At 64.7% G+C, this 25,336-nt stretch carries 23 protein-coding genes; 15 read left to right on the forward strand and 8 right to left on the reverse strand.

Going from position 1 to position 25,336, the window contains the following annotated elements; all coding sequences use genetic code 11:
• Positions 1–234 precede the first annotated feature (234 nt).
• On the forward strand, positions 235–1,395 hold the full coding sequence (locus tag RSO01_RS05220; RefSeq protein ID WP_147146906.1) for a uroporphyrinogen decarboxylase/cobalamine-independent methonine synthase family protein: 1,161 nt from the start codon (positions 235–237) through the stop codon (positions 1,393–1,395).
• Positions 1,396–1,411: 16 nt separating this feature from the next.
• Here the strand turns inward: RSO01_RS05220 and RSO01_RS05225 are convergent, their stop codons facing one another.
• From RSO01_RS05225 to RSO01_RS05235, 3 genes are read right to left on the reverse strand one after another with little or no spacing between them, the layout of a single operon-like run.
• A complete protein-coding gene (locus RSO01_RS05225; RefSeq protein ID WP_147146908.1) occupies positions 1,412–2,413 on the reverse strand; it encodes a sensor histidine kinase in 1,002 nt (333 codons plus the stop codon).
• A gap of 31 nt (positions 2,414–2,444) precedes the next feature.
• Complete coding sequence (locus RSO01_RS05230; protein WP_147146910.1) at positions 2,445–3,671, reverse strand: sensor histidine kinase; 1,227 nt, start codon at positions 3,669–3,671, stop codon at positions 2,445–2,447.
• On the reverse strand, positions 3,668–4,114 hold the full coding sequence (locus RSO01_RS05235) for a response regulator (RefSeq protein ID WP_147146912.1): 447 nt from the start codon (positions 4,112–4,114) through the stop codon (positions 3,668–3,670). Before RSO01_RS05235 ends, RSO01_RS05230 begins: the two co-directional genes overlap by 4 nt.
• Before the next feature lie 383 nt (positions 4,115–4,497).
• Here RSO01_RS05235 and RSO01_RS05240 point away from each other — a divergent pair, with 383 nt between their 5' ends.
• The 7 genes from RSO01_RS05240 (at position 4,498) to RSO01_RS05270 (ending at position 11,610) form a co-directional block, all read left to right on the forward strand.
• Positions 4,498–5,451: a GlxA family transcriptional regulator gene (locus RSO01_RS05240; RefSeq protein WP_147146914.1), complete on the forward strand. Its 954-nt coding sequence runs from the start codon at positions 4,498–4,500 to the stop codon at positions 5,449–5,451.
• Between the two features lie 176 nt (positions 5,452–5,627).
• The gene (locus tag RSO01_RS05245) at positions 5,628–6,563 is read left to right on the forward strand and encodes an NADP-dependent oxidoreductase (protein WP_147146989.1); all 936 of its coding nucleotides are present in this window, start codon (positions 5,628–5,630) and stop codon (positions 6,561–6,563) included.
• 30 nt (positions 6,564–6,593) lie between these two features.
• Positions 6,594–7,238: an HD domain-containing protein gene (locus tag RSO01_RS05250; protein WP_147146915.1), complete on the forward strand. Its 645-nt coding sequence runs from the start codon at positions 6,594–6,596 to the stop codon at positions 7,236–7,238.
• Between the two features lie 7 nt (positions 7,239–7,245).
• Positions 7,246–8,559, forward strand: a complete 1,314-nt coding sequence (locus RSO01_RS05255; protein ID WP_147146916.1) for an MFS transporter — start codon at positions 7,246–7,248, stop codon at positions 8,557–8,559.
• On the forward strand, positions 8,507–9,199 hold the full coding sequence (locus RSO01_RS05260) for a class I SAM-dependent methyltransferase (protein ID WP_246158101.1): 693 nt from the start codon (positions 8,507–8,509) through the stop codon (positions 9,197–9,199). Before RSO01_RS05255 ends, RSO01_RS05260 begins: the two co-directional genes overlap by 53 nt.
• A gap of 131 nt (positions 9,200–9,330) precedes the next feature.
• Complete coding sequence (locus RSO01_RS05265; protein ID WP_147146918.1) at positions 9,331–11,049, forward strand: ComEC/Rec2 family competence protein; 1,719 nt, start codon at positions 9,331–9,333, stop codon at positions 11,047–11,049.
• A 108-nt stretch (positions 11,050–11,157) separates the two neighbouring features.
• A complete protein-coding gene (locus RSO01_RS05270) occupies positions 11,158–11,610 on the forward strand; it encodes a cupin domain-containing protein (protein ID WP_147146920.1) in 453 nt (150 codons plus the stop codon).
• 139 nt (positions 11,611–11,749) lie between these two features.
• On the opposite strand, the gene arr is transcribed toward RSO01_RS05270, so the two are convergent.
• The 3 genes from arr to RSO01_RS05285 all read right to left on the reverse strand — a co-directional run bounded on the left by arr (position 11,750) and on the right by RSO01_RS05285 (position 15,370).
• The gene (gene arr / locus RSO01_RS05275) at positions 11,750–12,148 is read right to left on the reverse strand and encodes an NAD(+)--rifampin ADP-ribosyltransferase (protein WP_147146993.1); all 399 of its coding nucleotides are present in this window, start codon (positions 12,146–12,148) and stop codon (positions 11,750–11,752) included.
• 545 nt (positions 12,149–12,693) lie between these two features.
• Entirely contained in the window at positions 12,694–14,901 is a 2,208-nt protein-coding gene (gene katG, locus RSO01_RS05280) for a catalase/peroxidase HPI (protein ID WP_147146922.1), read from the reverse strand.
• Positions 14,902–14,941: 40 nt separating this feature from the next.
• Positions 14,942–15,370: a rubrerythrin family protein gene (locus RSO01_RS05285; protein WP_147146924.1), complete on the reverse strand. Its 429-nt coding sequence runs from the start codon at positions 15,368–15,370 to the stop codon at positions 14,942–14,944.
• 477 nt (positions 15,371–15,847) lie between these two features.
• On the opposite strand from RSO01_RS05285, the gene RSO01_RS05290 reads away from it, so the two are divergent.
• The 5 genes from RSO01_RS05290 (at position 15,848) to RSO01_RS05315 (ending at position 22,147) form a co-directional block, all read left to right on the forward strand.
• Complete coding sequence (locus tag RSO01_RS05290) at positions 15,848–16,339, forward strand: (2Fe-2S)-binding protein (RefSeq protein WP_147146926.1); 492 nt, start codon at positions 15,848–15,850, stop codon at positions 16,337–16,339.
• 4 nt (positions 16,340–16,343) lie between these two features.
• Positions 16,344–17,321, forward strand: a complete 978-nt coding sequence (locus tag RSO01_RS05295; RefSeq protein WP_147146928.1) for an FAD binding domain-containing protein — start codon at positions 16,344–16,346, stop codon at positions 17,319–17,321.
• 87 nt (positions 17,322–17,408) lie between these two features.
• Positions 17,409–19,574 (forward strand): xanthine dehydrogenase family protein molybdopterin-binding subunit, encoded by a 2,166-nt coding sequence (locus tag RSO01_RS05300; RefSeq protein WP_147146995.1) that lies wholly within the window; start codon positions 17,409–17,411, stop codon positions 19,572–19,574.
• 22 nt (positions 19,575–19,596) lie between these two features.
• Positions 19,597–20,199, forward strand: a complete 603-nt coding sequence (locus tag RSO01_RS05305) for a TetR/AcrR family transcriptional regulator (protein WP_147146930.1) — start codon at positions 19,597–19,599, stop codon at positions 20,197–20,199.
• Positions 20,200–21,274: 1,075 nt separating this feature from the next.
• Positions 21,275–22,147, forward strand: a complete 873-nt coding sequence (locus RSO01_RS05315; protein WP_147146932.1) for a hypothetical protein — start codon at positions 21,275–21,277, stop codon at positions 22,145–22,147.
• A gap of 166 nt (positions 22,148–22,313) precedes the next feature.
• On the opposite strand, the gene RSO01_RS05320 is transcribed toward RSO01_RS05315, so the two are convergent.
• Both RSO01_RS05320 and RSO01_RS05325 read right to left on the reverse strand, forming a co-directional pair.
• Positions 22,314–23,210, reverse strand: coding sequence for a trypsin-like peptidase domain-containing protein (locus tag RSO01_RS05320; RefSeq protein WP_170302858.1), 897 nt, complete (start codon positions 23,208–23,210; stop codon positions 22,314–22,316).
• Positions 23,211–23,231: 21 nt separating this feature from the next.
• Positions 23,232–23,564, reverse strand: a complete 333-nt coding sequence (locus RSO01_RS05325; protein ID WP_147146936.1) for a hypothetical protein — start codon at positions 23,562–23,564, stop codon at positions 23,232–23,234.
• 245 nt (positions 23,565–23,809) lie between these two features.
• Between RSO01_RS05325 and RSO01_RS05330 the strand changes: the two genes are divergently transcribed.
• Positions 23,810–24,646, forward strand: a complete 837-nt coding sequence (locus RSO01_RS05330; protein ID WP_147146938.1) for an NYN domain-containing protein — start codon at positions 23,810–23,812, stop codon at positions 24,644–24,646.
• A 175-nt stretch (positions 24,647–24,821) separates the two neighbouring features.
• Positions 24,822–25,079 carry a hypothetical protein gene (locus RSO01_RS05335; protein WP_147146941.1) on the forward strand — a complete coding sequence of 86 codons (258 nt, stop codon included), beginning with the start codon at positions 24,822–24,824 and terminating at the stop codon, positions 25,077–25,079.
• Positions 25,080–25,336 lie beyond the last annotated feature (257 nt).

The following is a 25,336-nucleotide window of genomic DNA, read 5'->3' on the forward strand; positions in this document are numbered from 1 at the left end:
TTAGTTTTTGCGCTCCATAGGCGGTCGATCGACGCAATTACTCCGGGGTCGGGTACCGTGCCAGCAGTGCTGGCAATTTCACTCACCGACCCTCGCTGACCGTCATGATCACTGTGCAGAGCGACTGGTCTAGACTAGCCATCAGCCGGTTCGGCGCTGCGGAACCATCGCTTCTCGGCCGATTGCATCAGCGACATCGGCGGACGTAGCTTTCGAAGACGGGAGATCGAAAGCATGAAACGCAGCACGGACCGCATCCTGACCACCCACATGGGCAGCCTGCCGCGGCCGGACATTTTGGCCGACCTGCTGGTTGCCCAGGCCGAAGGCAAGCCGGTCGATGCCGCGCGGATCCCGGCGCTGACCGACGAGGCGATGGACCTGATCGTGCGCCGCCAGCTCGACAGCGGCATCGACGTCGGCAACGACGGCGAGATGCCGCGCTCCACCTTCTTCGGCTACATCACCGGGCGCATGTCGGGCTTCGGCGGTCAATCGAAGCGCCGGCCGATCCTCGACATGCAGCAGTTTCCCACGTGGTGGCAGAACTACCAGGCGCGCGGCGTACGCCGGCTCAACGTCTACGGCTTCCCGGCAGCGATCGGTCCGGTGCGCTACGAGAGCCTCGACGGCGCCAGGGCCGAGCTCGACGCCTTCGCCGGCGCGCTCAAGCGCCAGACACGGCGCTTCGCGGAAACCTTCGTCACCGCCGTCTCGCCCGGCTTCGCCGCCTGCTCGCTGCAGAACCAGCATTATGACAGCCACGAAGCCTACGTCTTCGCGCTCGCCCGCGCGCTCAAGCAGGAATACGACTTCATCGTCGCGCAAGGCCACGTGCTGCAGATCGACTCGCCCGACCTCGGCATCGAACGCGCCGGCTACTTCCAGGACGAGCCGTTGCCGAAGTTCATCGAAGCGATGGAGATGCACGTCGCCGCACTGAACGAGGCGCTGGCCGACATCCCGCCCGAGCGGGTGCGCTTCCACGCCTGCTGGGGCAACCGCGACAGCCCGCACGTCAACGACGTGCCGGCGCCCGACGTGCTGCCGGTCTGCTTCCAGGTGAAGGCCGGCGCGCTCTGCCTGCCCTTCGCCAACGCGCGCCACAGCCACGAGATCGACGCCTTCCGCACCCAGAAGCTGCCCGATCGCATGACCCTGGTCTGCGGCGTGGTCGAATCGACGCACAATTACGTCGAGCACCCTCAGGTGATCGCCGAGCGGCTGGAGCGCGCCGTGCGCGCCGTCGGCGACCGCGAGCGCGTCATGGCCGGAACCGACTGCGGCTTCGGCACCATCGTCGGCGACACCCAGGTGTCGGAGGACGTGGTGTGGGCCAAGCTCGAGGCGATGCGCGATGGTGCGGCCATCGCCAGCAAGCGGCTCTGGGGCTAAGGAGGCAGGGAGCTGGTCACGTTCCCAGCCGGGCACTGTTCATGCGCAGGGTGACGATCACACCCTCGGCAGGCCAGTCGAACGCAATCGTTCCGCCGAGATTTCGGGTGATGGTATTCTTCACCAGGACGCTTCCGAAGCCGGTCTGCTCTCTCGGCGCAGAGATGCGTGGTCCGCCTCTTTCCGTCCATACGAGCACCATCTCGCCATCGTTGGCGGTACAGGTGACATCGAGAGAACCGGCTTCTTTTGAGAGCGCACCATACTTGAGCGAGTTCGTCGCCAGCTCATGAACGACAAGGGCCATCGCGGTGATGGCGCCCTCGCCGACCAGAATGTCGGATACGGAGACTCGAATGCGGCTGCCGATGGTACCCTTGTCGTCGTAGGCGCCGAGCAGGACAGCCAGCAAGTCGGCGAGAGGTGCGGCCCTTTTTTGCTCACCGAGGGCCGGACGCACGAGTTCGTGGGCCCTGCCCAGGGCAACCAGCCTTTCGGTAAGGTCACGCGCCATTTCCTTCGGCGTGTCCGCCGATCGCGAGGCAATCACCGTCAAGGCGGCCGCGATGGCGAACAGGTTCTTGACCCGATGACTCATCTCGTTCGAGAGCAGTTCACGGGCTTCCTCGGCCAGTTTCCGCTCGGTCACGTCGAGGAAGACACCGAACATGGTCCGGCCGACAATGCCTTGATCGTCTCCCCGGCCACGCGCGGATATCCAATGCACCTCGCCGCGATGCAAAATGCGGAAGTCGATCTCATAGGCCCCGAATTTTTGCCGGGTCGCGGCGAAAGCCGCCCGAACCCTGTCGAGATCCTCGGGATGGATACGGGCGGACAAGTCCTCGAACGTGACCGCCTCGCCGGCCGGCACGTCCCACAGGCCGTGCGCCCGTGCATCCATGGCGATCCTGTTGGTATCGACGTTCCACGACCACAGTGCGACACCGGCAGCGTCCGAGGCAATTCGAAGGCGGTTCGCATCCCACTCGGGCGGCGTCGCGTCTTGCGATGACATCCCAGCAATTCCCTTGATTTACCGTCGAACGTCAAATCGTCTCCGATACCGCCCTCTCGGCAGCCATCGGAAAGGCGAGGGTCCATCTCGTCCCCCGATCCGAGACGACGCGGACCGCTCCACCGATCTGCTCCATGAGGCGACGGATGAGACCGAGGCCATGGCGCTTGCTTGTGGCAGGCTCCACAAAGCCGATGCCGTCATCAACAATCATGAGAAGGGCACCCGTGGCGCTTCGAGTCAGAGCGACGCGGATCGCACCAGCGCGTTCCGGGAAGGCATGAATATATGCGTTCGAGATGATCTCGGCGATGACAATGCCGAGCGCCGTCACCGAATCCAGGTCGAGCAACAGAGGCTCAGCTTCGCCCTCGCAGGTCAGGGTCACGTGGAATTCCCGGTCGCCCTGAAAAGCGCTCAAACCCTCGCAGAGCGACCTCACATATTGATCGAAGTCTATGGTGCGACTAAGGCCGTTTCCGAGCAGGTGGTCATAGACTTTCGCCAGGCTCATCACACGTTGCGCAATGGACCGCAGTCCCTCTTTCGGCCCGCCGTCATTCAAGGCTATTTGTTGTCGCAACATTCCGGAGACGAGCTGGAGGTTGTTGCGAACACGGTGTTGCAGTTCTTCGGCCAGCACGTCCTTTTCGATCAACAATGCCTGCCGCTCGGTCAGCAGGCGGTCCTTTTCAACAATCAAGGCTTCCATCTGATCGATGGTCGTTCGCAAAACCGCTGTTCGACCCGCCGTGGCCACCGCTTCGGCGACGACATTGGCGAAGCCGGTCAGAAAATCTATGTCGTGCTGATCGAACGCACGGGCGGTTGCGCTGTCGATCTCGAGAACGCCCCACGGCCCGCTCTTGCCTTTGATCAGAACATCGGCTGTCGCGACGATCTTGTGATCCGCGTAGAAAGGTGGAAGCGCATAGCTGTCGTTTTTCGAAAGGTCTTCGAGGATCACCGGTTTGCCGGTGAGGAATGCTCGACCCTGCGTCGAAGTTTCATCCGCCGGCGACACGACGTACCCGACAACACCCTCGTTCCAGCCGTACCCCGCCTCGACCAGCAGATCGTTGTGATCTGCACGGTGGCGGCAGATCTTTGCATAAGGCACGTCGAGGCTCCGCGCACATATCTCGGCTGCCTCGGTCAGAATCTTCTGCAGGTCGCTTTCCCAGAATGCGAAGCTGCCAAAGTTCGCGAGCGCCGCTTGTTGACGCAGAAGCTTCTCGATGGTGCGGGTTTCGGTCACGCCAGCGACGCGTGTGCGGATAAGGGAGCCAATTCCGGCAGCAGACGGAACCCCGGCGGAAATGGTGGCGTTGCCGTTCCGAGGGTCATGATTTCGCGGACGATGACCAATGCACGGGCGACGTCTTCCACGTGATACGGTTTTGCGATCGAAGCGGAGCCATCCGCGAGTGTGAGCGTGCTGCTCCGAGCGTCCTCGCCGGTCGCGTAAAGAATGCCGATCGTTTCTCTGCTCCCCAACCGCCGAGCGATGTCAGGGCCGCGGCTGCCTTGCGCGAGCCTGACGTCCAGAACGGCGAGATCGGGCTTGTGCAGATCGGCAAGCGCGACGGCTTCCTCGACGGTACGCGCGATTCCGCAGACCTCGTAACCGCTCATGATCAGCGTCTCTTCGAGCAGATCGGCGATCATCAGCTCGTCTTCCGCTATGAGCACTTTGAGCATTGGACCCCCTCTCGGGGACAGCCGGCTGAACAGAATTCGCAGGAACGGCTACCGCGGCAGGCCACACGCTCACAAAGCGCCGCGCCCAGCGCACATACCGGTATACATATAGGTACGAAGGAGCCCAAGCGCCATGGGTGGATTGGCGTCAAACGGAGACCGGTAAGCCATTGCCATGATCGTTAACGAACCGCCTTAGTCGCCATCTGTCGGAAAACTGCGGCGGGGCCTCCCCGGCAGCCGGGCCTCAATTCGGCCGGGCCCATTGGTGGTGCCACATGGGGTCCAACGCTAGCTCACTCAGGGCGAAACCCGTAGAATCGAGCGTCCGGCTAACCGGGAATGGCGCATGATCCACTTCCGGCGAGAGGAGGCGCCTTGCAATGCGGATCCTGATATTGGCGCCGCCCGGCGTGCAATCGTTGGACGTCGTCGGACCGGCGGAGGTCTTCTGGGAAGCCGCCCGGCGCCTGGGCGACGAAAATGCCTACCGGGTCGAAATCGTCGGCACCCAGGCCGGACCGATTGCGGGAACCGGTTCGCTGCGCTTCCTGCCCGATCGGACAACCGATGATCCCGACATCGAGGCCGATACGCTCCTCGTCGGGGGCGACCCGCGGCTGCCGCCACATGTCGATCCCACGGTGACGGCCTGGATCGCGCGAGTGGCCCCCCAGGTCCGTCGCTACGGTTCGATCTGCACCGGCGCCTTCTTTCTCGCCGCCGCCGGACTGTTGGACGGCCGGCAGGTCACGACACATTGGGAGTGTGCCGCCGAACTGGCGGGACGTTACCCCAAGGTACGCGTGGAGTCGGACCACATCTTCATCAGGGATGGCGCGCTTTGCACGGCCGCTGGCGTCAGCGCCGGCATGGATCTGGCGCTTGCGCTGGTCGAGGAAGATTTCGGTCGCGAGCTGGCGCTCGCCGTCGCCCGGTACCTGGTCCTGTTCCTGAAGCGTCCCGGCGGGCAGTCGCAGTTCTCGACGCATCTCGCGGCACAGTTGACCGGCAAGTCTTCGATCCAGAAGGTGCAGCAGTGGGTCCTGAGTAACCTCGATCAGGATGCCTCGATCGAGGCGCTCGCGAGGCATGCCCAGATGAGCACTCGAAGCTTCACTCGTACCTTTCATCGAGAGGCCGGGATGACTCCGTCCGAGTTCGTCCATCGAGCTCGCCTGGATGCGGCGCGTCGCCTTCTGGAAGATTCGTCCGCCTCGTTGAAGGGCATCGCGCGTGACACCGGATTCGGAAGCGAGGAACGGATGCGCCGGGCTTTCCTCAGGTCCATTGGCGTAGGTCCGGCCGACTATCGCGGGCGCTTCGGCCGCCACTGATCCGATCTGGCCAGAAACGCCGTCAGTTTGGCCTGAATTGCGCGCGGTCTGCTGTTCCCGAGCCCGCCGCCCAGTCCTAGTTAACCAGCTCTGCCGATCCACCCGTTTGGAGCATCGTCACCATGAGCCAGACCACGCTGCATATCGATCGCCCCATCCCCGCCGATTCGTCATCGATGATGGCCTGGCGCGTGCATGAGTACGGTCCGCCGAATGTCATGAACTTCGAACGGATCCCCCGCCCCGATCCCGGCCCTGGCGAGGTCCTCGTGAAGGTCAAGGCCGCGGGAGTGGGTCCATGGGACGGCTGGATCAGGGCCGGACAAGGTGCCTTGCCGGAACCGCTTCCCTTGACGCTGGGCTCGGACCTGGCGGGTGAAGTCGTTGCCGTGGGGCCAGGGGTTTCGCAGCCGCTCGTGGGACAGCAGATCTATGGCGTGACGAACTCCCGGTTCGTCGGAGCCTATGCGGAGTACGCGCTCGCGTCGGCGGCGATGGTCGCGAGCAAGCCCGCCTCGCTCAGCCCCATCGAGGCGGCCGGCGTGCCTGTCGTTGCCGTAACGGCGCGGCAAGCCCTGTTCGACCACGCCAAGCTGACGACGGGGCAAACCGTGCTGATCCATGGCGCCGCCGGCAGCGTTGGCGTCTACGCTGTCCAGCTCGCGCACCAGGCAGGCCTGCATGTCATTGCAACCGCGTCGGCAGGCGATGCGGCTCTCGTCCGCGAGCTCGGCGCCGACACGGTCATCGACTACAGGACCGGGCGGTTCGAAGGCAGTGTCCGGGATGCCGACGCCGTGATCGATCTCGTTGGCGGCGACACGCAAAAACGCTCATTCCAGGTCCTGCGTCGAGGCGGCAGGCTGATTTCGGCGGTCTCCGAGCCGGATCAGGATCTGGCGCGACGGCATGGCGTCGAAGCCGCCTTCTTCCTGGTCGAGGTGACGACGCGAGAACTGGCGGCGATTGCCAGGCTCATCGACGATGGAAAGCTGCGAACCGGCGCCGGCGTGGTCATGTCCCTCGCCGATGCGCGCCAGGCTCATCTGATGCTGGAAGGCATGAGCCCGCGCCCCAAGGGAAAGATCGTCCTGGCGACGCTGCCCCTGTGACCGGAGCTCATCTCGAAGGAAGCAAGACCCATGTCCACTCTCTCTCCGGCCCTCGCCATTCCCGATTCGCTTCTCGCCCGGGAGGCCACGGGCATCCTGCGCGAGCATTCCGGTGATCTGCTCTTCAACCACTCCGTGCGGGTCTATCTGTTCGCCGCCGAACAAGGCCGCCAGCAAAAGCTGCGGTTCGATGCGGAGCTCCTCTACATCGCCGCGGCCTTTCACGATCTCGGCCTGACCAAAACGTTCTCGAGCGAGAACGAGCGCTTCGAGGTCGATGGCGCGAACGCCGCTCGGCAGTTCCTCAGCACGCACGACGTCCCCGAAGAACAGGTGCGAACCGTGTGGGAGGCCATCGCCTTGCACACCACGCCGGGCATCACCCACCACATGCAGCCCGAAGTGGCGCTGCTGTACACGGGCGTCGGCCTCGACGTGCTCGGACGGGGCTTCGACCAGTTCCCGGCGGACGTGCGCGAACAGATCGTCGCCAGGTACCCGCGCAAGCACTTCAGGGACGACTTCATAAAGGCGTACTTCGCCGGCTTCGCGCACAAGCCGCACACCACGTACGGCACGGTGAACGCCGGCGTCTGCGAACGCTTCATCCCCGGCTTCAAGAGCCCCAACGCCGCCGACCTGATTGCTTCATCGCCCTTCCCGGATTCTGATTGACCAACCCATGGCCAGATCGCCGAGCTCGCTGACCTCCCTCGTCTGGCTGACCCTGGGCGCCTTCGCGATCGGCACCGAAGGCTTCATGATCGCCGGGCTGCTGCCGGCGCTGGCGCACGACCTCGATGTCGGTCTGGCCGCGGCGGGCCATCTGGTCACGGCCTTCTCGCTCGCCTACGCCATCGGCGCTCCGGTCCTGGCCGTGCTGACCGCGCGGCTGGAGCGCAAGCGCGTGCTGGCGGTCGCCATGGGCAGCTTCGCCCTCGCCAACCTCGCTGCCGCGCTGGCGCCCGGCTATGCCGGGCTCATGGGCGCGCGCCTGTTGCTGGCCCTGTCCGCGGCAAGCTTCATGCCGGCCGCCGGCGGATATGCCGCCGCATTGGGCGGTCCGGAGCGGCAGGGGCGCGCCCTGTCGATGGTCGTCGGCGGGCTGACCGTGGCGATCATCGCCGGCGTGCCGCTGGGTGTGCTGCTCGGCGATGCGCTGGGCTGGCGCGCCACCTTCCTCGGCGTCGGTGGGATGGCGGCACTATCACTGGTTGGCATTCTTGCCTGGCTGCCGCGACAGCCGGCCGGCACCACAGCCAGCCTGGGCGAGCGCCTGGCCCTGGCCGGGCGGGCCGACGTTCTATCGGTATTGGCGGTCACCGTGCTGACCGTCGCCAGCACCTTCACCGTCTATACCTATCTCGGCGTCTTCATGCAGGCAGTCACCGGCCTTGGCCCGCGCGGCCTGGCGGCCGTGCTGCTGGCCTTCGGCGTCGCAAGCGCCGCCGGCACACGCATCGCCGGCAGCGCGGCGGACCACTGGGGCGCACAGCGCACCGTCATCTGCGGCTGTGGTCTTGTCCTGCTGGCTTACCTTGCCCTCGCGCTCGGTGCGGGGTTCGGGCTGGCGGCGATGGCGGTGGTCCTGCCGGCCATCCTGCTCTGGGGCTTCGCCAGCTGGGGCGTGACGACGGCGCAGCAGGCGCGGCTGGTCGCCCTCGCTCCGGACCTTGCTCCCGTCAGTCTCTCGCTGAACTCTTCCGCGATCTACCTCGGCAGTGCGACGGGCGCCGCGGTGGGTGCGCTCGTCATCGCCGACGGTGCAGTTCGAATGCTCGGCAGCGTTGCCGCGTGCTTCAGCCTGGCTGCCCTTTTGACCGTGCTGGCTGGCGCCGTGCGGAATTGCTGCTCGCCGCAGAATCGATTAGAGAGCCCCGGGCGGTCCTTCGGGGGCTCCAACGGATCGTTCATTGCTCACGGATCCAGAGAGCGGGTCGTATATGCTCACACCCCAGCCAGTTGCCGCCGTCGAGGTGGAGCATCCGCTTCGTGAGAGACTGTCGCAGAAATTCAAGAACTACCACCTCGGCTGCGGGCCGGTCATCATCGACGGCTTCCTGAACATCGATGGCGATTTCGCCTCGACGGGGATGCAGTGGAAGGAAGAGGTCGTCTACGTGGTCGACGACCGACCGATGGCGCATTTTCTCCAGTACGACCTGCGCAAAGGTATCCCCGCCCTCCCCGGTTCGCTCGACGTCATCTATCACTCGCATCTCTTCGAGCATCTTTCCGACGACGAGGGCATCGCCTTCCTGGAGGACTGCCATCGTGTGCTCGCGCCTGGCGGCCTGATGCGCCTGGCCGTGCCCGACTTCGGGCTGTGGTGCACGAACTACGTCGACGGCAAGGAAGCGTTCTTCGACTGGTACCGTCGGACGTATCTGGACGACGACAGGAAGCGCTACGCCACGCGCGGCGCGGTGTTTGCGGCGATGCTGTTCAAGTGGGGGCACCAGATGGCGTACGATTTCGACGCCCTTTCGGGGCGCCTCACCGCGGCGCGCTTCGTCGACATCACGCGCTGCGAATGGGGAGCGAGCCCCAGCCTTTCCCTCATCCCGGTGGTCGAAGCGCCCAGTGACGACCGGCGTCTCGAAAGCGTCGTCGTCGAATGCCGAAAGGCGCACTAGCTGGCCGCCTCCGGCGCCCTCTGGCCTCGCGGCGATCGAACCGGAGACCATCCCGTCGCGACGCATGGTAGGCTCCTGCCATTCCATGCAGGCGGACCGGGAATGACGATGCCGCCCCGGGGGATCGAAGGATGGCGAAGGATCGCAAAACCCGCTTCAGCCCGCTCGGCAGCGAAGCCATGGGTGGACATCATGCCCGACAGGGCTTCCGCTTTCAGGACCGCTGGCTTTCGTTCCAGCTGCTCCATTGGATCAAGCAGGACGACTTCCGCGGCGCACTCAACGAGGGCGCCGACGACGTCGACGCGTCATGGTTCCGCGGGAAGAGACGCAGTGCAAAGGCAGAACCGTCCGATTTCAACTGGGAGATCCATCAACTGAAGGCCACGTCGGTCACACCCGGATTGCTGGCAGAGGTCTTCGATGCTTTCCTCCGCAAGGAGGCGGCGCACCCTGCAACCTGGTCGCGTTATCACCTCGTGGCCACACGCAGCATGGAGAAGCTGCACACCCTGCCGATGTCGATTGAGCAGGTTCGGAACGTCTTGTCCTCGTACGGCGTCGGATCGTCTTTTGCCGCGACGGGCATCGCCGATCTTGGCCAGAGGTTGGAGAGCCTCGGCGTCAAGGTCGATCCCGCTTTCGTGGTCGAGCGGGTGGAGCTCGATTTCGATGCCGGATGGCTGAATCAAACGAAGGTGTTCACGGAGCAGTTCCACCTGCGCCTGGCGGGCCACGGCATCCCCGCGGAACAGCTCGACAAGGCAGCCCAAGCCCTGCTCGCCCTGGTCTCGGGCGATAAGTCGGGGAAACTGATCACGCGCGAGGAGGTGCTTGCCCTGCTCGAGCAGTTCAAGTCGAAAAGCGCCGCGCGGAAGCGGCTGCCGGCAGCCAAACCTGTGACGACATCGCCTGCTCGACCTTTCGTCAGGCCCGATGCCGACGCGTCGATCCTGATCAGCGTGCTGGCAGGCGGCGGCTCACTCCTGCGCTTGCCCAATGGGCGTTACGGCCTCATCGACTGCAACTGGAACGCGGCGACGCAGGTCGCCGCCTACATTGAGGCTTTCAAGGTCGAAGCCTTTGAGTTCGTAGCCATCACGCATTGGGACTACGACCGGTTCAGCGGGCTGCTCTCCGTGATGAGTGCCGTCAAGAATACGCACAAGCTTTTTCTCCCGGTTATCCCTGTGTCGAAGTTCACCGACATCGCCGGCAGTTCCTACCAGCCACCCGCCATTTCCCGGTTTTTGAAGGAAATCGAAGGCGAACAGCGACGGCGCTACGGTATTGGCGAAGTCGTCCAGACCGGTGCCCGGTCCACGATCTGGTCGAGCTCCGCTCGCGAGTCTTCGCTTCGCGTGGAAACGTTTGCGGCCGATCTCCAAGACCTAGAGACAAAGCGGCAGGCCCATCAGCGGCACTTCGGAAGGAACGATCTTTGCAGCGTGTTCCGTGTGTCGGTCGCCGACCATCACTTCCTGATAACCGGCGATGCTACGATCAAGCGCTGGAACCATTTGTTCACCCGACTTCTAGGCCGGGACGAATCCTTCCGCGCAGACGGCTTCACGTTGCCGCGTCACGGCGCCAACAACACGCTCAACAAGGACATCCTCGGCAGGATCGCCGATCCGTCGGGCTTCTATGCGGTGGTGGATCCGGCACCAATCTACGGCTTGCCACGGCCCCAAGTGCTCAGCCTCGTGCGCGAGGCCAATGGCGAGATCCTGGTGGCCGACAGGACGCCGGTGCACTTGCTGCTCACGCCCAACGGCCTGTTCGAGAGGCGCTTCGCCCTGGGTCGTGCCGGGGAGCTGCGTGTCGTTGGGCCCATGCGCCACTTCTGACGTGATAAGACAGCGAGGCACAACGACCCGAAAATGAAGATAGGGCTCATGGTTGTAGCCGCCCCATAGCGGACCTACCTTCGTGCCCTCGCCAACGAGGAGACCCCCATGACCACGAGCAAGGGTGTCGTCGTGCCGCCGGGTGGCGGCAAGCATCTCGAGGAAGCGTCGGGCCAGTCCATGTCCATGAAGCTGTTCGGCCGCGACACGGCTGAGAGCGTGACCCTGTTCGAGCAGGCGGTGCCGGCCGGCTCCAGGAGCAGCTGGCTCCATCTGCATCGCGACAGCGACGAGATCGCCTGGGTGCTCGAGGGAGAGTTCACCTTCAAGATCGGCGACAAGGTGACGACCGGCGGGCCGGGCACCTGTGCCTTCCTGCCGCGCAACGTGCCGCACGCCTGGAAGAACAGCGGCGACCTACCGGGCCGCGTCGTGTTCCTCTACACCCCGGCAGGCGCCGGCCGCTTCGTCGAGGAGATGCTCGAGCGGCCGGCCGACGGCGATTTCAAGAAGCGGCTGGAGGAGTCCGGCTGGGAAGTGCTCGGGCCCAATCCGCTCTAATGATGATCTCACCCTGAGGAGCGGTCCGCAGACCCGCGTCTCGAAGGGTGGGCACGAGCACCGCGTTTGTTGCCACCCTTCGAGACTCGGACTGCGTGCGCTCCTCAGGGTGAGGTAGTTCGGCGACGAACGCTCGGGCTCAGTCCTCGATCGCCTCGACACCGAGCCGCTCGAGCTCCGCCAAACGGTCCTTCATGGCCTTCAACTGCTCGGGCGAGTGTCCCTGCCAATCGGTGACTTCGCCGACGATTTTGAGCGGGTCCCGGCTGCGGTACGACTTCGTCGGATTGCCGGGAAATTTCTTGTCCGTCAGGTTGGGATCGTCTTCGAACGGGCCGGTGGGCTCGACGATATAGATCCTGCCCCGCCCTTCACCCGACGCCAGCTCGGCGCCCCAGGCGGCCGCGTCCAGGGTCGCGGTCAGATAGACATAGGCTGCCTTCTTCCTCTTGCCGAAGTTGGAAGCGAACCCGGGTCCGATCAGGTCGCCTTCTTTCAGGTCCGCCTTCGTGCCGTGGTAGAAGGGTTGTGCATTCATCCCGTTACCGCCGCGATGGGTTTCCGCAGTTTCCGCTACCCCCTCGGGTTGGCGTGCTGTGGACTGCACCCCTTGGGCGAGGCAGTAAATTCCGGGCAGATGGTCCAGTTGGGCGCCGGGCGGGGAATTTCGGACAGTTTCGGACAATGTCACCCTGTCCGAAATTCGATCGCAAGAAAGCCCGTATTTTGGGCCTTTTATCGGCCCTGTGCCCATTTCGGACAATTGCGCTGGCCATTTTCGTCGACGAGAGATCGGTCGGGCATTGTCGCTGTCGACGGCACGCAGCGCGGCGTTGCCGAACAGCCCCGCCGGCTGCGGTGGATCGGATGAACGATGCATAGAGCAAAAACGCGGAGACGCTACGCAACAGATCGGCATAATATAACTATAGTTCCATATTGTCAACAACTGAAGTCGCGTCTCCAGAGTTTCGGCCTGGGGACAACTCGTCGAACGGGCAAAGGTCCCGGCAGCAGCCAGATCAGGGCGGAATGCGATCAGTTGGAACCGCTCGGTTCCAACTGATCGCCCGCGGCCGATAATCAGGCAAGATCGAAGCGATCGGCGTTCATCACCTTGGTCCACGCCGCCACGAAGTCGGCCACGAACTTCCCTCCTGCGTCGTCGGCGCCGTAGACTTCGGCCAGCGCACGCAGCTCGGAGTTCGAACCGAAGACGAGGTCGGCACGGGTGGCGGTCCACTTCTGTTGGCCGCTCTTGCGGTCGTGTCCCTCGAACACGTTTTCGTCCGAGGTCGCTTTCCACAAGGTACCGATGTCCAGGACGTTCACGAAGAAGTCGTTGGTCAGCGTCCCTGTACGAGTCGTGAAGACGCCGTGCGGCGAGTTGCCGTGGTTTGCGCCCAGCACGCGCAGGCCGCCGACCAGGACCGTCATCTCCGGCGCGGTCAGCGTCAGGAGTTGCGCCTTGTCGATCAGCAGCTCGTCCGCCGGTATGGTGAACCGGGCCTTGAGGTAGTTGCGGAACCCGTCGGCGACCGGCTCGAGATAGCCGAAGGACTCCACGTCGGTCTGCTCCTGGGACGCGTCCGTGCGGCCGGGCGCGAAGGGAACGGTCACCTCGTGCCCGCCATTCTTCGCGGCGTGCTCGATGGCGGCCGCGCCACCGAGGACGATCAGGTCGGCAAGCGACACCTTCTTGCCGTCACTGGCCGCGTCGTTGAAGGCCTTCTGGATTCCGCCAAGGGTTTCGAGCACCTTTGCCAACTGGGCAGGCTGGTTGACCTCCCAGTCCTTCTGCGGCGCGAGACGGATGCGCGCTCCGTTCGCCCCGCCGCGCTTGTCGGAGCCGCGGAAGGTTGCCGCCGAGGCCCAGGCGGTCCCGACCAGCTCGGCGACGGAAAGTCGCGAGGCGAGGATCTTGGCCTTGAGATCCGCGATGTCCTTGGCGTCGATCAGCTTGTGATCGACGGCGGGAACGGGATCCTGCCAGATCAGCTCCTCTGCCGGCACCTCCGGGCCGAGGTAGCGGGCGCGCGGGCCCATGTCGCGATGGGTCAGCTTGAACCACGCGCGCGCAAACGCGTCCGCGAACTGATCCGGATGCTCCAGGAAGCGCCGGGAAATCTTCTCGTAGGCCGGATCCATCCGCAAAGCGACGTCCGTGACCAGCATGGTCGGCACATGACGCTTCGCCGGGTCGAAGGCATCCGGAATCGTGGCGGGAGCGTTCTTGGCCCTGAACTGATTGGCCCCGGCCGGGCTCTTCTCGAGCTCCCATTCGAATTTGAACAGGTTCTCGAAGAAGCTGTTGCTCCACTTCGTCGGCGTCGCGCTCCAGGTGACTTCCGGGCCGCCGGTGATCGTGTCCTTTCCGATCCCTGTGCCATAGCCGCTCTTCCAGCCGAAGCCCATCTCCTCGATGGGCGCGCCCTCCGGCTCAGGCCCGACGAGCGCGCCGTCGCCGGCGCCGTGGGTCTTGCCGAAGCTGTGTCCGCCGGCGATGAGCGCAACCGTCTCCTCGTCGTCCATCGCCATGCGCTTGAAGGTCTCGCGGATGTCGATGGCGGCGGCGACCGGATCGGGCTTGAAGTTCGGCCCGTTCGGATTGACGTAGATCAGGCCCATATGCACGGCCGCCAGCGGGTTCTCGAGATCGCGGACGCCGCTGTAGCGGTCCTCGCTGCCTTTGGGATCGGGGAACCAGGCCTTCTCCTTGCCCCAGTAGACGATCTCGTCGGGCTCCCACACATCGGCGCGCCCGCCGCCGAAGCCGAATGTCTTGAAGCCCATGGTTTCGAGCGCGACGTTGCCGGCAAGGACCATGAGATCGGCCCACGAGATCTTCGAGCCGTACTTCCGCTTGATCGGCCACAAAAGCCGGCGCGCCTTGTCGAGGTTCGCATTGTCCGGCCACGAGCCGAGAGGAGCGAAGCGCTGCTGGCCGGCGCCGGCGCCGCCGCGCCCGTCGCCGATGCGGTACGTGCCCGCGGCGTGCCACGCCATGCGGATCATGAGCCCGCCATAGTGGCCGAAATCCGCCGGCCACCAATCCTGGCTGTCCGTCATCAGCGCGGCGAGGTCCTTCTTCAGGTTGGCGTAATCGAGCTTCTTGAACTCGTCGGCGTAGTTGAACGCCTTGCCCATGGGATCGGACTGGGGCGAGTTCGCGCGCAGCATCCTGAGGTTCAGCGCACTCGGCCACCAGTCCTTGTTCGACCTCATCCCGACATTCGTGGTGCCGTGCACGACCGGGCACTTGCCCGCTGTCTGTTCCATCCTCGTGTCCATGTCTTCCTCCGATCGTGTTGCAGTCTTCCTCGAGTTGAAGTCAAAGCGCGTCGAGCACCCTTCGGAAGCGGTCGACAGGCCACTTCCCGGCCTTGGCGAGCGTCTCGAACCAGTCGGCGAGGTCGTCGACGCCTTCCTCGCGGGCAACGCGGGCCATGCCGGCGTACATGTCGATGTATTCGTGGGTCTCGCTGGCGATCGCGGCTTCGAGGATGTCGCCGGCCGGACCGATCGGCGTGCCGGTCGCCGGGTCGCCCGCTGCGTCACGCACCTTCTCGAGATAGTCGAGATGGCCCTGAGCGCGCCCGGTCTTGCGCTCGGCCGTCCAGCGCAACACCGCGGCGAGATCTTTCAGGCCCTCAATGTCGGCGTTGCGGGCGAGACAGAGATAGCGGCGGTTCGCCCGGCTCTCGCCGGCAAACGCGTCCTTCAGATTTTGCTCAGTCCGGGTTCCCTTGAGCGAAGGCATGTCCGCCTCCTCTGCTCAGTCGGTAAAGCCGCTAACGGTCGGGACTGTGCGCCCGCGGGAGTCGGGAATCAATACAGTTTAGAAATTTTCTAGTCTGCGAAAGTCGACGTCATCCGGCACCAATTTTTCCGTCATCCCGAGCGGAGCCGCCCCCCTCGACTTCGCTCGGGGTAAACTCCGTGCGGCGTAGTCGAGGGACCTGTTTTTGTCGATGCATCAACAAAACAGGTCCCTCCACTCCGCCTCGCTACGCTCGGCTCCGGTCGGGATGACGGGGTTTTGCAGTCATGTGCAATAGCCCCACGGCAACGGGAACGCGTTCGCCACGTGTCTCCGGAAACCTGCGCAAACGATTGATATTTCTGTGCGTTCCAGTGTTGGCCAGAGGCGGGCTGCGGCCCATAAAGTTAACTGACCTGTTGTCAGTTACAGTACGACCCCTATGTTGATCTGATCGGTGACAATCCGGAGCGGTTCATGGTGGACGTCTTCCAGCATCAGCTCGACGTCGTTCTCGAGATCAACGGCACGCGGCATCGCCTGTCGGTGGCGGCATCGGCCACCCTGCTCGACGTGCTGCGCGAGCGGCTGGATCTTTGCGGCACCAAGAAGGGCTGTGACCTCGGCACCTGCGGCGCCTGCACCGTGCTGGTCGATGGCCGGCGCGCCAATGCCTGTCTCATGCTGGCGGCGATGCAGGACGGCCGGCGCATTGTCACTATCGAGGGCGTGACGCAGGACGGTGCGTTGCATCCGCTGCAGCAGGCCTTCATCGAGCATGACGCCCTGCAATGCGGCTACTGCACGCCGGGCCAGATCATGTCGGCGCTGGGCCTTTTAGCCGAAGGCCGCACTGGCAAGGGTATTGGCAGCGACGCCGAGATCGCCGAGCAGATGAGCGGCAACCTCTGTCGCTGCGGCGCCTATCCCAACATCGTCGCCGCCATCGCCGAGGCGGCGCGGAGCTAAAAGCATGCAGCAGGTCGCCTATCATCGCGCGGCGAGCGAGGACGCGGCGCTGGCGCTCGCCGCCAACCATCCCGGCGCGATGTTCATCGCCGGCGGCACCGACATGCTGCAGCTCAGCAAGCAGGGCGTTGTGCCAACGCAGCTGATCGACATCAGCCGCCTGCCGCTCGATCGGATCGAACCCAGAGCCGGCGCCCTCCGTATCGGCGCCCTCGCCCGCCTGGCCGACGTCGCCGACCACCCCGATGTCCGGCGCGACTGGCCGGCGCTCGCCCAGGCAATCGCGGCCAGCGCATCGCCGCAGATACGCAACCTCGCGACCGTCGGCGGCAACCTGCTGCAGCGCACCCGCTGCGGCTACTTCCGCAGCGCCGACCTGCCCTGCAACAAGCGCGAACCCGGTTCCGGCTGCGCGGCCCGCGACGGCGAGAACCGGCTGCACGCGATCTTCGGCACGAGCCCGCACTGCGTAGCGACCCACGCCTCCGACCTCGCCGTGGCGCTGCTGGCGCTGCAGGCCAGCGTGCATGTGCGCGGCCATGACTCGGCGCGCGTGCTGCCGATCGCAGAACTGTTCCGCCTGCCCGGCGACACGCCGCAGCGCGACAGCGCGCTCGGGGCCGGCGAGATGATCGTCTCGGTGGAGGTGTCGCGCAGCGCCGCGGCCCGCCGCTCCTGCTACCTCAAGGTCCGCGACCGCGCGTCGTTCGAGTTCGCCGTGGTCTCGGTGGCGGCCGCCCTGGAGATCGAGGACGGCGTGATCCGCTCCGCGCGCCTCGCCGCCGGCGGCGTCGGGACCGTGCCGTGGCGGCTCGTGGCCAGCGAGAGAGCCTTGGCTGGTGCCCGCGCCGAGCCGGCCGCCTTCGCGGCGGCCGCGGCACGCGCCGCCGATGGCGCCCAGCCGCTCAGCCAGAACGGTTTCAAGCTCGAGCTGCTGCGCCGCACGGTGCGGCGGGCGCTGGAGGGACTCACGGATGCCTGACACAGTCCCACTGTCATCCCGAGCGCAGCGAGGGACCTTTCCTGTTGCCTTAAAGGCCCCTCGCTTCGCTCGGGGTGACAGCGCGTGATGATCGAAGATCGCGCCCCCACGCGCTACGAAGCCGCGCAAAAGGTCACCGGCGCGGCGCGTTACCAGGGCGAGGTCCGGGCGGCCGGCATGCTCCACGCCGCGCTGGTGACGGCGCCGATGCCGAGCGCCCGGGTGCTGGGCATCGACACCGCGCGTGCCCGTGCCCTCGCCGGCTGCGTCGAGGTCCTGACGCACGAGAATGCGCTAAGGATCCCGCCGGCGGCGTTCCTCACCCTGCTGCAGGAGCCGGTCGTGCATTTCGCCGGCCAGCCGGTCGCCCTGGTGCTGGCGGAGACACCGGAAACGGCGCGCGCCGCGGCCGCGCTGGTCGAGGTGCGCTATGCGCCCATGCCGGCCGTCACGGCGCTGGAGCAGGCGCGTGACGAGGCCTACGCGCCGCGCACTGCCGGCCTCACCGCCACCGACAGCCGGCGCGGTGAGCCGGAGGCGGCGCTGGCCGCGGCCGCGGTGAGGCTCGACCACTGCTACACCACGCCGACGCACAATCACCTCGCCATCGAGCCGCAGGTCGTGCTGGCCGACTGGAACGGCAGCGACCTTCTCGTGCAGACGCCGTCGCAGGCGGTGTTCGCCCACCGCGCCGGGCTGGCCAGGTGCTTTGGCCTCGACATCGAGCGCGTGCGGGTGATCTCGCCCTATCTCGGCGGCGGCTTCGGCTCGAAGGGTGGCGCCTGGTTTCCCTGCCTGGTGCTGGGCTGCCTGGCGGCCAAACAGCTCGGCCGCCCGGTGCGCCTGGAGCTTTTGCGCGCGCAGATGTTCACCCTGGTCGGCCGGCGGCAGGAGACGGTGCAGCAACTCAAGATCGGCGCCGCGCGCGACGGACGCCTCGCCGCCCTCCTGCACGACACCGTGGCGCAGACCTCGACCTATGGCGAGTACGCCGATCCGGTCGCCACGCCGACGCGCATGATGTACGCCTGCCCCAACGTCGCCACCACGCACCGCCTGGTGCGGGTGAACGCGCCGCAGCCGAACCCGGCGCGGGCGCCCGGCGAAGGGCCGGGCAGCTTCGCGCTGGAGTCGGCAATCGACGAGCTGGCTTACAAGCTCGACCTCGACCCGATCGAGCTGCGCCGGCGCAACTTCGCCGACCACGACCAGCATGCCGGCCTGCCCTGGTCGAGCAACGGCCTGCTGGAATGCTACCGCGCCGGCGCCGAGGCGTTCGGCTGGGCGCGCCGGCCATCCAAGCCCGGCACGCTCAGCGACGGCCGGCACGCGCTCGGATGGGGCATGGCCGGCGCCTGTTATCCCGCCTATCGCATCGCCTCGCAGGCGGCGGTGCGGATCAACCTCGATGGTCGCGTAGAAGTGCGGTGCGGTACCCAGGACATGGGCAGCGGCACCTACACCGTGCTGGCGCAGCTCGCCGCCGAGGCACTGGGCGTGCCCTACGCAGCCGTCGACGTCGCGCTGGGCGACACGCTGCTGCCCGAAGGCCCCTACTCCGGCGGCTCGATGGCGACGGCAAGTTTCACGCCCGCCGTGGAGGATGCAGCGCGCCGGCTGAGGCGCGACCTGATCGCGCGCGCCGTCGCCGATCCGCGCTCGCCCATGCACGGCCGGCAGCCCGACCAGGTGAGCATCGCCGACGGCGTCATGCGCGCCGGCAACCGGTCGGAGCCGCTCATCGAGCTTCTGGCGCGCGTGGCGCCACAAGGCATCGAAGCCGCCGCGAATGCCGCGCCGAACACCAAGCCGGCGCACAGCTACTACGGTTTCGGCGCCGTGTTCGCCGAGGTGCGCGTCGACCCCGACCTCGGCGAGATACGTGTGACGCGCCTGACCGGCGCCTATGCCACCGGGCGCATCCTCAACCCGCTGCTGGCCAGAAGCCAGTTCGTCGGCGGGCTGATATGGGGCATCGGCATGGCGCTGCACGAGAAGACGGTGATGGACAAGAACCTCGGCCGCATCGTCAATGACAACCTGGCCGACTACCTGATCCCGGTGCACGCCGACATGCCGCGCTTCGACATCCACATGCTAACCGAGGACGAGCCGCATCTCGGCAGCGGCGGCGTGAAGGGTATCGGCATGCTGGGCACCTGCGGCACGGCGGCGGCGATCGCCAACGCGGTGTTCCACGCCACCGGCCGGCGCATCCGCGACCTGCCGATCCGGCTCGAGCAGCTGTTGTAGCCGGGGCAAGGGATCAGAGGCCATGGGCGCGATCCGCGACGCTGCACGCACCAGGAAGCGCATCGTCCAGGCGGCGCGGCAGGAATTCGCCGCGCGCGGTTTCGCCGGCGCCCGCATCGACGCCATCGCCAAGCGCGCCAAAATCAAGAAGCAGCTGCTGTACCACTACTACGCCAGCAAGGCGGCGCTGTTCGACGAGATCGTGCAGCAGGCGATCGAGCTACGCGAGGACCTGGCGATGGCCGATGAAGCACCCGGCGCGATCTTCCGCCAGCGTTTCCTCACCGCTCTCAACGACCCGACCTGGGTGCGCTTCGTCACCTGGGAAGCGCTCGACTACCCGCGCTCGCGCCGCATCGCCCGCCAGGACCGCCGCGAGGTGGCCCTGCGCAACCAGCGCAACGCCATCATCGCCAAGCAGTTCCACGGCACGCTGCCCAAGACGGTCAAGGCCGAGCTGCTGCAGCTCGCGCTCTATGCGCTGGCCACCTACCCGCTGGCCTACGCGCCGATCACCAAGATGGTGACCGGCAAGCTGCCGAGCGACCCGAAGTTCCAGGAGGAGTGGATGGCGTTCCTCGATCAGTTGGGTGCCCTGCTGACCGCGGCCGACGTGGATGGCTGACAGCAGCGATCAGCCTGGCGACGTACTCGGGCTCGGCTGCGGTGAGGGCTGCGCAAAACATTAGAGAGCAAGAGTCTGGGTGACGGCCGGGGCCTTACAGAGTTTTCTGCGGCGCCGGCGAACCAGTTGAAAACATTGGTCGAAACATTGGACACCGTAGCGTCTAACGTGTTCGCCGACGTCTCGCCCGGTCGACCCGAAACAAAACACTAGAGGGCAAATCGCTGGTTGCCGGCCGAGGCCCTACAGAGTTTTCTGCCCTGGCCCGCCCGGTGATCTCTTCCAGCAGTCGACCGCCGTTGCCGGCGACCAGCGCCTACACCGCGACACGCTGGGCTTCCAGGCCGAGGCCCGAGCGGCCCTGGCGCTGCGTCGAGATCCGGTGGTGGGCCACGTATTTGTCCGATGCCATTGTCTGGTCGTCCCGTTATCAATCCGACTAATGGTCGTTGCGCGGATTGATATGGCAGCCTGAGCCCCATGTCCCTGAGTCGAACTGACTCAGGAACATGGGGGTAACAAGTTGGCGCGGCGGCTGGGCAATGGCGCCCGCATCGGGCATCCGTGTAGGGCTGCGCCCAGACCTGGGCTTGGACGCCGATCGTTGTCGACCAAGTCGAAATGCGTGGACGTGGACGCGCCTCTCGCCAAAGGGCTCGACGTACGGCGGCGTCAGGCAGGAAGCCCCCCCACCGGGGGGACCACCCCGACGGGGCGGTTTCGGATACGGGAGCGGTGTCTCGCTGCCAAAAAATAGAAAATGTTGCTCTGGTAGTGACCCGCACACGTGATCGATCAAGCTTGCGCCGCCCCTTGCCCGCTTCTTCCTACTCAATACGTAGGGACGACTATCTCACCTTCGATATGGCCGCTATAGCGCGTAGGCCACTGAACGAGAGGGTGCTAGCTTTGCCGGTGTTAGATGAACAATCACGAGGGGGCAGCAATGGCGAAACTGCCTTTCATCGTGGCAGCGTGTGTCGCTGCGGTAGCCAATGCAGGCCGGGCCGAAACATGGCGAATGGGCCTAGCCAGCACCCGCAGTCTTGCGGGCCGGTGTGAGCACGACCGATGAGTGGTCGCGCGGGTGCAAGCAAAGCAGTTGCGTACCTTCGACTTCGCTACAACAATGGCGTGCAATCCGGGGGGACGCTTTCCGATGGGGCGCTGGCTTCGGCTGCATTCGATAATTGCCTTCACCATGTTGCGCCGGCTCGCTACTGGTGTCCGTCAAAGAGTGAGGCCCGTCCCATTTTCGCTGATTATCTCGATCATTGCCCTGTTGCTCTCGGGCGCACAATTCTATGCCACGTACTTTTTCAAGTGGTCTGAGCTTCGTGCCTTTGTGACCGAGATGGAAATCTTGTCCGTGAAGTACAAAGAGGCACCGGCACAGCAAGGCGTTATCGACATCGACCAGTTTGGGTGGCCGATCCTGCGCAATGATCCGGTAGATGAAGGAAAGGCGACGAGCGCAGCGACGGTTATCCAGTTTAAGTCTCGGCTGGTCATGACGCTGGTGAACAACGGCAATGCTCCAGCCGCCCTCATCAAGGTGTTCCTGATTGCGTTTATTGATGGAGCTGGCGTGTGTTCTGAAGCGGCGTCGCCTGGGTGGATGGACTTATCGTCCTACACTGGGGGATGGCGAGAGGGGAACACATTCGCTGAACCCTATTCGCTCGAAGCAACGAGCGTGGCACCAGGATCGATCGTGGTCGTGCGCGGCGAAGCCGACGGCCTCCTTATCGTACCAAAAGAGCGGATGTCCAAGCCTCAACCTCTCTGCCTTTCGTTCGTCGCGCTGGATCACGAGGGCAACACTGTTACCAGATCAGTCCAAGCTCTTCGGCGTTCGTTCGACCCTGAGGGGAAAGGCTGGCATCACTCATCGATGCTTCACGGTCCAATCACAGTCGTGAAGCAATTCGGAAGCAGGCGTGATTGACTGGTGCCCAGGCGAGGCCTCGACGGCTCGGTGCGCACTCTCGATCTCCAGTTGATGACGGCACCCTTGGTCAGCTCGACGTGGTCGGCAATGGTGTTTTGCGCATCCTACGGCAACACAAACTATCGCCGGTCAGTGCCAGCAATGCAGCGCGCGCCCCAACTTCCTAGCTCGACTGGCCCTCCTCCCAGGCCGAGAGGTCTCTATCACGGCGGTAGGCAAGTGGATCAGGATGAGCGTTAAGAGTTCCGTCCGGATTGATGCAATCGGCTCTCGCCGCTTTGACAAGTCCATCGACGGCTTCATTCACCACGCCACCGAGACGCCATGAGAACACCCGACGCTGTTCAACGAAGGTCAGGATCGGCGCTCCGCTGCATCCGCCCATATTGTCGCGCGTGGGCATGCGGGGCCGCAGGCCCGCATCGAAACTCTGCTCGTGCTCGAAGAGCAGTGACAGACCCGTAGCGCTCACGCTCGAAGCTACCGCGAGCGCAGTGTATGCCTCGAACTCGATGTCCACTCGCCCGCCGCCTTTCCACTCAACCTTGCGCCCTTCGCCGCCAGGAAAGCCGACGAAGAAAACGCCTCGATCAACGCATGGCGGTGCCGGTGGCCACTTCGATTGGCTGCCGGTGAGCGGCACCTTGCCGTAACGTTTCAGGTCTGCGACCTCGACCGCCGTGACCCGGAGGGTAGCCACGTCATGTGCTCGGTCACGTGCGATGATGCGTTCATCGAGCGGTATGACCGTCTCACCAAGGATCGCCTTTGCGTCGGCGTGATCGGCCTTGTCCTTGAGGAACCCCGCGAGTACATGGTCCGCGGTCACCAGAAAGGGACCCTCGCCGCAATCGAGGAGGAATGCCGACCCGTTGGATGGCACGACGGGCCGACCCTGGTCGGCATAGACCCAGGCCAGCGGCACGGAGTACTGGGCTGCAGTCTCGCGCATCGCCTTGGCAAGGCCAGAACGGAGAAGTTGCTCCGCTTCTTGGCGGGTTGGCTGGTCGCCGTCGTCGGACATACGCGCGGGCATGCCATGGAGATCGTCGGCGAGCAACCCAATCATCCTATAAACCGGCTATATCGCTTGTTGTTGATCCTCCCACCTTTTCCTCTCCTCGGGTACTAAGCGCATTATCACCTGGGTAATCAGCCGGATCATGATCCCTATCACTGGATTATCAGGGTTTCGTGTCCCACTGCGTACCGCCAGATCCCAGAGATGCATCGATAGGTTTGACGAGCCGTAGCCTTCGTACTGAATGCAATCCGCTATCAAAGCCTCACGCAGATGGTTCACTTCCACCCAGTCGGCTCGCCGTCGGATATTGACGTAAAGTTCCTGAAGGCGGCACAGGCGCGCTTCAATTCGATCTAGTACTTCGATGGCTTCAATATCGCGGTCGTTCATGGAGATATTTCCGGGTCAAGGGCGCAGACCGGGAATGGGCCTTATCACCTGCCGAGCCGGCTTGTCCTCCCGCTGCCCTTGGTAGGAGACCTGCCGCAGCAGACGCCCGACAGACGCCTGAGTTCCTAGTCGGTAATGCCCGCACCGGCGCGGCCAGCGTACTGGAGCCGATCATCTTCGGTATAGTACGCAAGCTGCAACTAACCAATGTGCGATCGGCTGACCGGACAGAAAGAGAGGGTGCCATGTTGAGGGCCGTTGCTAGTTATCCCTATACCGGTCCGAAGGAAGTCGGCTACCTCTTCATTGACGGCGCGTCACTGCATGGCCGCATAGGTAACATCGCGAGCCAATTCTTGAACAACATCAATCTCGATGTTGATTTCGCAAGGCTGCTTACGTTGTCGCGCTGTGCAAAGGGGTTTTATTACGACGCTATCCCCGTGCAGGACGACGGTGAGACGGACGTGGCCTACAAAGCCCGGATTGCCCCACGCAGCCACATCCATGACCGCGCTCAAGCCGTCCAGGGAATGCACGTGTACGAAGGCGACGCCCGCAAGCGACGACGCATGGGGTACCAACAAAAGAAAGTCGATGTCATGATCGCCGTCGACATGATGATGCACACATTTCGACGGAACATGCATCACGCGACGCTGCTGACTGGAGACGCTGACTTCAAGCCCTTGATCGACGCGCTCATCCGCGAAGGCATGCAGGTCACGCTCTGGTACCCTCTCGGCGAGACCGCGCAGGAACTCATCGACGCTGCCGACATCCGTAGGCCGATCGACTTCTCGACTATCCGCAGCGTGCTGACGGATGAAAGCCAACGCGACTTTGCCATTCCGGGGGTTGTGGCAAATCCGCCGATGTCAGAGACGGCAAAGCGCGTTCGCACGTGGGGGTCTTCCGAGGCGCAGCAGGAACTGTGGAAGGACGGCCCGATGTTGTCGATTGTCCGACACTACCTCGTCGACGACCGCTATTGCGTCACCCATACGAACCCCAACCTGCTCAAGGCGGTATGCGCAGAGCATCCCCAGTACTTCGTATTGCCGCCTGACCTGTTCCCCTGACCGAACGCGCTCTCCTTCCCGGCCTGCGCCAAGGCGCGCCATGCGACGCTGGATTGACCCCAGCGGGATTGCGCATCGGCCGATGCCGAGCCCTTTCAGGGGGCGCGTCATCCTTGCCATAGAACAGGGCGTGCCACAGACTGCTGGCGATACCCACCGGGGAGAGGATGAAGCGGTGGAACTCGTTGAGCGAGTGCTGACGGGGTGGAACAAGGAACAGGCCGGACTCCTGCGCCGCGTCGCCTTGGCCGGCGGTAGCTGTGCCGTCGACGAGTGCCAGTGGGCGACCCTTGAGGCTCTGATCTCGGCGGGCTTTGCCAGAATGGAATATGGCGAGCGCGTCGCCCTGACCGATGCCGGATTGGCACGCGCTAGAGAGTTGCGCTTCAAAGGCCGTCCGCACCTGCGCCTGCGCAAGCGTCGCAAAGGCTGATCGATCACCTATTGCGATTGTTCTTCGAGCCATGGGGAGGATGATCTTGAGGCATCCGAGAAAGAGCTTTCTTGCGTTGGTAACTCTCCTTGCTTTGGCGGGCTGCTCTTCGGCCACTGGGAACGAGGCCTTTGTCACCGTGACCTATGCCTATACTCCCGCAGGGGGGCTCCCGGCGGCCACTGAGTGGTGCGCCAAGTACGGCAAGATACCCCGGCACAGCTCCTCGACGGGGGACTACATCCAAAACTACGATT

This window comes from Reyranella soli, assembly GCF_007992495.1.
Lineage (GTDB): Bacteria > Pseudomonadota > Alphaproteobacteria > Reyranellales > Reyranellaceae > Reyranella > Reyranella soli.